Consider the following 674-nt stretch of genomic DNA (forward strand, 5'->3'; position numbering starts at 1 on the left):
TTGATCCGGGTGGTGGAGGCGGCATGATCGGGCCCGGCACCGGTGTCCGGGTTTATCTGGCCTGCGGGGTGACCGACATGCGCAAGGGCATCGAGGGTTTGGCGGCTCTGGCGCAGGATCAGTTGCGCCAGAAGCCGGCAGGCGGGGCGGTGTTTGCGTTCCGCGGTCGGCGTGGCGACAGATTGAAGCTCTTGTATTGGGACGGCCAAGGCTTCTGCCTTTACTACAAGGTGCTGGAACGCGGGCGCTTTCCCTGGCCGAACAGCAAGGACGGGACTGCGCGTCTGACATCGGCGCAGATGGCCATGCTGTGGGAGGGAATTGACTGGAGGCGGCCGGACTGGGGCGCGCCACCGGCCCGGGTCGGCTGATTTATCTTCCTGTAATTGCGTGTTTTTGTAGCGTTCGACAGGAGGATATGGTATCCATCGCCATGTCCGGAACGACCACGCCACTGCCCAATGATCCTGCCGCCTTGAAGGCGATCATTGCCGCGTTGCAGGCAGAAAATCAGAAGATGTCGGCGAGCTTGCGCGCCCATGACCTGCTGGTTCAGGCGCTGCGCGTCCGGATTGCCAAATTGCAAAAGCAGAAGTTCGGAGCCAGTTCGGAAAAGATCGAACGCGAGATCGAGCAACTGGAGCTGGCGCTGGAAGACCTGCAGCTGGCCCTGG

2 protein-coding genes are annotated in these 674 nt (G+C 61.9%); both read left to right on the plus strand.

Going from position 1 to position 674, the window contains the following annotated elements:
- On the plus strand, positions 1 to 371 hold a 371-nt coding region (gene tnpB, locus ACTJI6_RS24150), incomplete at its 5' end, for an IS66 family insertion sequence element accessory protein TnpB (protein WP_440804316.1).
- 62 nt (positions 372 to 433) lie between these two features.
- Positions 434 to 674: transposase domain-containing protein (locus ACTJI6_RS24155; protein WP_440804319.1), on the plus strand; the 241-nt coding region annotated here is incomplete at its 3' end.

The organism is Paracoccus sp. 22332 (genome assembly GCF_052045125.1).
GTDB lineage: Bacteria > Pseudomonadota > Alphaproteobacteria > Rhodobacterales > Rhodobacteraceae > Paracoccus > Paracoccus haematequi_A.